Origin of the sequence: Aeromicrobium phragmitis (assembly GCF_003674095.1) — a bacterium.
Classification (GTDB): domain Bacteria; phylum Actinomycetota; class Actinomycetes; order Propionibacteriales; family Nocardioidaceae; genus Aeromicrobium; species Aeromicrobium phragmitis.
Map to the genome: position 1 here is coordinate 1 of NZ_RDBF01000194.1, position 354 is coordinate 354.

1 protein-coding gene is annotated in these 354 nt (G+C 71.8%); it reads left to right on the plus strand.

Annotated elements, in window-relative coordinates; genetic code table 11:
* A partial coding sequence (locus D9V41_RS18060; protein ID WP_208006936.1) for a hypothetical protein occupies positions 1-193 on the plus strand: 193 nt, incomplete at its 5' end.
* Between the last annotated feature and the right edge of the window lie 161 nt (positions 194-354).

The following is a 354-nucleotide window of genomic DNA, read 5'->3' on the forward strand; positions in this document are numbered from 1 at the left end:
GGCGATTCACCGCAGGCCGAGCGGGCACATGACGGTCATGACCACACCGCATCCCGAACAGCCCGCCGAAGGACCCGACACGCCCGAGAGCCCGGACCCGCACCACGCCCCGGATCCGAGCGAGACGAGTCAGGACGCCGACGATCCCACCGGGGGCCGCGACGTGCACGGTGAGCCCGACCAGCCGGTCTGAGTCAGGCCACGTCGGCGACGACGCGCACGCCGGGCACGACGAGGGTCCCGAGCAGGCGCGTCAAGCGCCCGGGCGCCACGAGACAGGGTGCTTCCGCGCATCGGAGCATCGGCAGATCCGTGATGCTGTCGCCGTAGGCGATCGCGATATCGCCGAGGTCC